The following is a 5,360-nucleotide window of genomic DNA, read 5'->3' on the forward strand; positions in this document are numbered from 1 at the left end:
ATACCTACCAAATTTCAAATGCTAAAAAACTTGCAAAAGTTACTTATTTAGTAAATGACACTTATGATACTGAGAGCGGTGGTGGATTTGGAGAAGGTGATGATGTATTTTCGCCTGCTGGAACAAACATCAATGCGGGTGTGAATTTCATGTTAAACACACACGGTTTTATTGGTTATTTTAAAGGAAAAGAAGAAACGCCATATAAACTTACGGTACTTCATCCTGAAACCTTATTAGGTGTTTCTGCAATGACAGATGCAGATGCTAGTTCAACTTCAGATGTTTTTGAAATGCCAAAATATGCCAATTTGGTTGAAATGCCAATCATGTATTCTAAACCCGATTTTACCTCGTTCATGGTAGACGATATGGAAATCATCATTAGTGTATATTCGCCAACAGGGAAATATACAGCCAAACAAATTACGCCTAATATGGAAAACATGATGAAAGCCCAAAAACGTTTTTTAGGCCCAATCAATTCTACAAAAAAATATGCCATTTTATTGTATCTATCAGATATGGCAGCTCAAGATGCAAAGGGATTTGGAGCATTAGAGCACCCAACTTCAACAACAGTTGTAATGCCAGAAATGATGGGATTAGAAATGCTACAAGAGCAATTAAAAGATGTCGTTTCACATGAATTTTTTCATATTGTAACTCCTTTAACGGTTCATTCTAACGAAATTCAGTATTTTGATTTCAACAATCCGCAAATGTCTGAACATTTATGGATGTATGAAGGGGTAACCGAATATTTTGCTAATTTATTCCAAGTGAATCAAGGTTTAATAGATGAAAAAGCATTTTTTGAAAGAATGGCAGGTAAAATTGCTCAATCTAGACAAATGAATGATAAAATGAGTTTTACTAAAATGAGTAAAAACGTTTTAAATGCACCGTACAAAGATCAATATGTAAATGTGTACCAAAAGGGAGCTTTAATTGCTATGTGTGTAGATATTTTAATTCGCGAAAACAGCAATGGTAAAAAAGGAATTTTAAACTTAATGCAAGATTTAGCAACAGAATATGGAACTAAAAAAGCATTTAAAGATGAAGAATTATTTGCTAAAATTACACAATTAACATACCCTGCGGTTGGTGAATTTTTCAACACTTATGTGGCTGGTGAAACCCCAATTCCTTATGAGCAATTCTTTGGAAAAATGGGTGTTACCGAAGCAACTATGGAAGTAGCAGGAAATCCGTTTTTAAAAGATCAATCGCAACCGTATATTACAGTTGATCCTACCACCAAAGAAATAATGATTTTACCTGAAATTGAGTTGAATGTTTTCTTTACAACTTTAGGAATTAAGAACAATGACAAAATAATTGGAGTAAACGATAAAACTTATAATTTAGATAATATTTACGATCTAATTATGGCAAGTATGGACTGGAAAGATGGAGAGACTATTTCTGTGAAAATCAATCGTGACGGAAAAGATCAAACCATTTCAGGAAAAATTGTGATGCCAAAAGAACAACAAGAAGGATATCAAGCAACAGATGACAGCAAAAAAGCCGTTAGAGAAGCTTGGTTAAAAGGTTAATATTTTTAAAACCTTAAAATTCAAATTGAATCCTCAAAGTACAAGGTATTTTGAGGATTTTTTATTTACTTTGCCATCATAAATTAAAAAAACACAAATGAAAAAAATAATATTTGCCGCTTTAACAATGATTTCCTTTATTTCTTGTGAAAAAAAAGAAAGTATTGATGGCGCTAACCTACATATAACCGGAAATATTGAAGGTCTTGGACAAGGCAAGTTGTACATCCAAAAAATACAAGATTCGGCATTAGTAATATTAGACAGTATTCAAATAAAAGGAGACTCCCATTTTGAAAGCCATATAAAACTAGACAGTCCTGAAATGCTTTATTTGTTTTTAGATCGAGGACAAACCAATTCAATTGATAATAGTTTACCCTTTTTTGCAGAACCCGGGAAAATAACTATTGAAACAACACTTAAAGAATTCTTTGCTTCTGCAAAAATAACTGGTTCAAAAAACCAAGATTTAATGGTTGAATTTAATAAAATAAATAGCCGATTTAACGAAGAAAACATAGACCTGATTGAAAAGCGTTTAAAAAACGATATGAAACCAAATCCAAAAACAGCAGATAGTATTGAAGCGGCGTATCAAAAATTGTTGATTAGAAAATATCGCTTTACGGCAAATTATGCAGTTACTCATGGTGAATATGAAATAGCACCCTATATAGCAATTTCTGAAATTGCTGATATTACCATTCCTTATTTAGATACGATTCAAAAAAGTATGAAACCAAAAGTAGCGCAATCAAAATATGGAAAAATGCTTACCCAATATATTATAGAAAGAAAAGCATCTGAAAAGAAATAATTTTAGACCAAGTTATAAACTAAAAAACCATCACAATGTGATGGTTTTTTTCTTTAGAGCCGATGGAGGGACTCGAACCCACGACCTGCTGATTACAAATCAGCTGCTCTAGCCAGCTGAGCTACACCGGCAACTCTAATGAGGTGCAAATATAATTCTGAAATTTAAAATTCCAAAAAAAATTGGCACTTTTTAATACATTTTTTTTAGTTTAATCCGTTTATTTTTGCAACAAATTGATTAGCAGCTGCTTCGTAATCTTTACGAATTTGTTTAAAATGTGCTTTTTTGTTTTCTACATTTTTTTGATTCGCTTGAGTCATTAAAGAATCAAAAGTTTCGTAAATTTCATCAACTAATTTATCTGAAGCTTCAGTTGGTTTTCCTACTGTAGTCATTTCCCATACGTAAACGATATTTACAATATCACCTAAAACGTAGTTGATTTCTTTTTTCAAGTTTTTAACGCTTGCCATTTTTTATTTATTTAAAATTTGATGCAAAATTACATAATATATTTTGTTCTCAATACATTATATCGAAATTTCTAATAATGTAGCCTTCCCTCTTAATGTTAATTGCTCAATAATTGCTGGCATTAAAAGGGTATCACCCATTTGGTATTGCATAATTTCACCATTGATGATTACTTCAAATTGACCATTTGTACACATAAAAACCGTAAAGGATTCCTTAGTTTTTTTCCAAATATAATGATCCTGTAAAGCAATGATGTTGGTCGTAAAATAAGAACAATTTACAACTTGCGATGATTCATTTGGTACTTCAGAATAGTCCATTTTAGAATCTGTAGTATTGAAATTGATTGCGTCTAAAGCTAATTCGGTATGCAATTCTCTCCCTTTTCCATTAGCATCTACTCTATCCCAATCATAAATTCGATAAGTAATATCACTTGTTTGTTGAATTTCGGCAACCACAACACCAGCACCTATAGCATGAATAGTACCTGTTTCAAGAAAAAAAACATCGCCTTGTTTTACAGGATATTCGTTCAATAAAGAAATCAAATCGTTGTTTTCTAATTTTTCCAAATATTCTTTCTGATTCGAATTCTTCTTAAACCCAACAACCAATCGAGCGTCAGCATCTGCTTGCATAACATACCACATTTCGGTTTTACCAAAAGAATTATGGCGTTCTTTTGCAAGAGTATCATTTGGATGCAATTGAATAGATAAATCTTCTTTAGCATCAATAAATTTGAACAATAAAGGAAATTGTTTTCCAAATTGTGCAATTACCGATTTTCCTAGAATTTCTTCGGGATACAATGCGATAATTTCATTGATATTTTTTCCTTTTAAAAAACCAGAATTGACCACACTTATATCGCCAGAAACTGTTGATATTTCCCAACTTTCTCCTGTAGTTTGTGACTCAATATTTTTGTTTAAATAGGAGTTTAATTTGGTTCCGCCCCAAATACGGTCTTTTAAAATTGGTGAAAATGTTATCGGATAAAACTTCATGATTAAAGGAATATGAATGCAAAGATGCAAAAATTATAGCTAAATCTATCGAAATCAGGTCTTATTTAATTCTGATTTTGAAGCGCAATTAAAGCTTTTGCAATATGATTTTTAGCGTTTAAACTATCAAAAATATAAATACAAATGCCTTTAGAATTAAAAACATAAGTAACTCTTCCTGGAATTAATCCAAAAAGCGCAGTAGGAACACCAAATAATTTTCGCAACTTTCTATTTTCATCCGAAAGTAAAATAAATGGCAATTGATACTTTTTTTGAAAACCTTGATGTGAACTCACTGAATCGCCACTTACACCAATAACCTCAGCTCCCAAATCTTGAAAATCTTGATATGCATCTCTAAAACTGCAGGCTTGTGTAGTACAACCTGGCGTGTTATCTTTTGGATAAAAATAAATTACAACAGATTTGTGCTGTAAAGAATGGCTATCAAAATTTGTTCCATCTTGTTTTACTGATGAAAAATGTGGCAATTGATTACCTATTTGAATCGACATTATTAATTTCCTTTATAAATTACAAAGTTTCTAGGCGTTTCATACAAAGTAATTTCCAACTCTTTATTCATATCAATTAAAACCCGAAGTTTATGCCAAATAATGAACGCAATGTGCTCGGCAGTAGGATTTAAATCAAAAAATTCGGGAACATCTTCATTCAAATTTTTGTGATCAAACGCTTCTTCAATATGTTCTTTTATCAAATCCGATAATACTTTAGTGTCTATAACATAGCCTGTTTCTTGATCTACTTCCCCAGTTACCGATACAATTAAATCATAATTATGTCCGTGAAAGTTTGGATTGTTGCATTTTCCAAAAACCTCCTGATTTTTTTCCATAGTCCAATCTTTTCGATATAATCGATGGGCAGCATTGAAATGGGCTTTTCTTGAAACAGTTACTCTCATAATTTAGGTTTAAGGTAATGGGTTTATAATTTATGATCTTCTAGATAGTGATAAAACTCGTCAAATATAATTTTAAACCAAATGGTATAAAGCGCTGGATTTTGAATCATATCTTCTTTAATATCTTCAATTTTCATCCATTTCCAACTTTCCACTTCGTCTGGATTAATACTCGGAATTTCATTAGAATAGCCAATCATAACATGATCTAATTCGTGTTCGGTCAAACCATTATCAAAAGGAGCTTTATAAATAAAATGAAATAATTCTTTTAATTCCACTTGAAAGCCCATTTCTTCAAACAAACGTCGTTTTCCTGCTTGCAGATTTGTTTCACCTGCTCTTTGATGGCTACAGCACGTATTAGTCCACAATAAAGGAGAATGATATTTTTGATGTGCGCGTTGTTGCAACATCACTTCATTTTTATCATTCAAAACAAAGACTGAAAACGCTCTATGCAAAACTGCTTTTTCATGCGCTTCCATTTTGTTCATCAGCCCAATAGGCTCATCTTTTTCGTTAACCAATATTACTTGTTCTTCTTTCAT

General features: G+C 31.7%; 7 protein-coding genes and 1 tRNA gene. 2 read left to right on the forward strand and 6 right to left on the reverse strand.

Translation table 11 applies throughout. The features are described 5' to 3' along the window. Window positions 1–1,565 (forward strand): peptidase M61 (locus tag ACIQZC_RS08670; protein ID WP_396138837.1); only part of this gene is annotated, 1,565 nt, incomplete at its 5' end. A 97-nt stretch (window positions 1,566–1,662) separates the two neighbouring features. After that, window positions 1,663–2,385 (forward strand): DUF4369 domain-containing protein, encoded by a 723-nt coding sequence (locus ACIQZC_RS08675; protein ID WP_396138838.1) that lies wholly within the window; start codon window positions 1,663–1,665, stop codon window positions 2,383–2,385. A 57-nt stretch (window positions 2,386–2,442) separates the two neighbouring features. On the opposite strand, the gene ACIQZC_RS08680 is transcribed toward ACIQZC_RS08675, so the two are convergent. The 6 genes from ACIQZC_RS08680 to idi all read right to left on the reverse strand — a co-directional run. Continuing rightward, window positions 2,443–2,516 (reverse strand) — tRNA-Thr (locus tag ACIQZC_RS08680). 75 nt (window positions 2,517–2,591) lie between these two features. Next, window positions 2,592–2,861: a hypothetical protein gene (locus tag ACIQZC_RS08685; RefSeq protein ID WP_396138839.1), complete on the reverse strand. Its 270-nt coding sequence runs from the start codon at window positions 2,859–2,861 to the stop codon at window positions 2,592–2,594. A 57-nt stretch (window positions 2,862–2,918) separates the two neighbouring features. Beyond that, the gene (locus tag ACIQZC_RS08690) at window positions 2,919–3,878 is read right to left on the reverse strand and encodes a type I phosphomannose isomerase catalytic subunit (RefSeq protein WP_396138840.1); all 960 of its coding nucleotides are present in this window, start codon (window positions 3,876–3,878) and stop codon (window positions 2,919–2,921) included. Between the two features lie 65 nt (window positions 3,879–3,943). After that, complete coding sequence (locus ACIQZC_RS08695; protein ID WP_396138841.1) at window positions 3,944–4,396, reverse strand: peroxiredoxin; 453 nt, start codon at window positions 4,394–4,396, stop codon at window positions 3,944–3,946. A 2-nt stretch (window positions 4,397–4,398) separates the two neighbouring features. Then, window positions 4,399–4,809 carry a 6-pyruvoyl trahydropterin synthase family protein gene (locus ACIQZC_RS08700; protein WP_396138842.1) on the reverse strand — a complete coding sequence of 137 codons (411 nt, stop codon included), beginning with the start codon at window positions 4,807–4,809 and terminating at the stop codon, window positions 4,399–4,401. A gap of 23 nt (window positions 4,810–4,832) precedes the next feature. Continuing rightward, a partial coding sequence (gene idi, locus ACIQZC_RS08705) for an isopentenyl-diphosphate Delta-isomerase (protein ID WP_396138843.1) occupies window positions 4,833–5,360 on the reverse strand: 528 nt, incomplete at its 5' end.

The sequence above is a fragment of the Flavobacterium sp. genome (assembly GCF_044338735.1).
Taxonomy (GTDB): domain Bacteria; phylum Bacteroidota; class Bacteroidia; order Flavobacteriales; family Flavobacteriaceae; genus Flavobacterium.

Coding starts and splice junctions, on each gene's coding strand:
- ACIQZC_RS08675 (WP_396138838.1), top strand. CDS start 1,663: ATGAAAAAAATAATATTTGCCGCTTTAACAATGATTTCCTTTATTTCT.
- ACIQZC_RS08700 (WP_396138842.1), bottom strand. CDS start 4,809: ATGAGAGTAACTGTTTCAAGAAAAGCCCATTTCAATGCTGCCCATCGA.
- ACIQZC_RS08685 (WP_396138839.1), bottom strand. CDS start 2,861: ATGGCAAGCGTTAAAAACTTGAAAAAAGAAATCAACTACGTTTTAGGT.
- ACIQZC_RS08695 (WP_396138841.1), bottom strand. CDS start 4,396: ATGTCGATTCAAATAGGTAATCAATTGCCACATTTTTCATCAGTAAAA.
- ACIQZC_RS08690 (WP_396138840.1), bottom strand. CDS start 3,878: ATGAAGTTTTATCCGATAACATTTTCACCAATTTTAAAAGACCGTATT.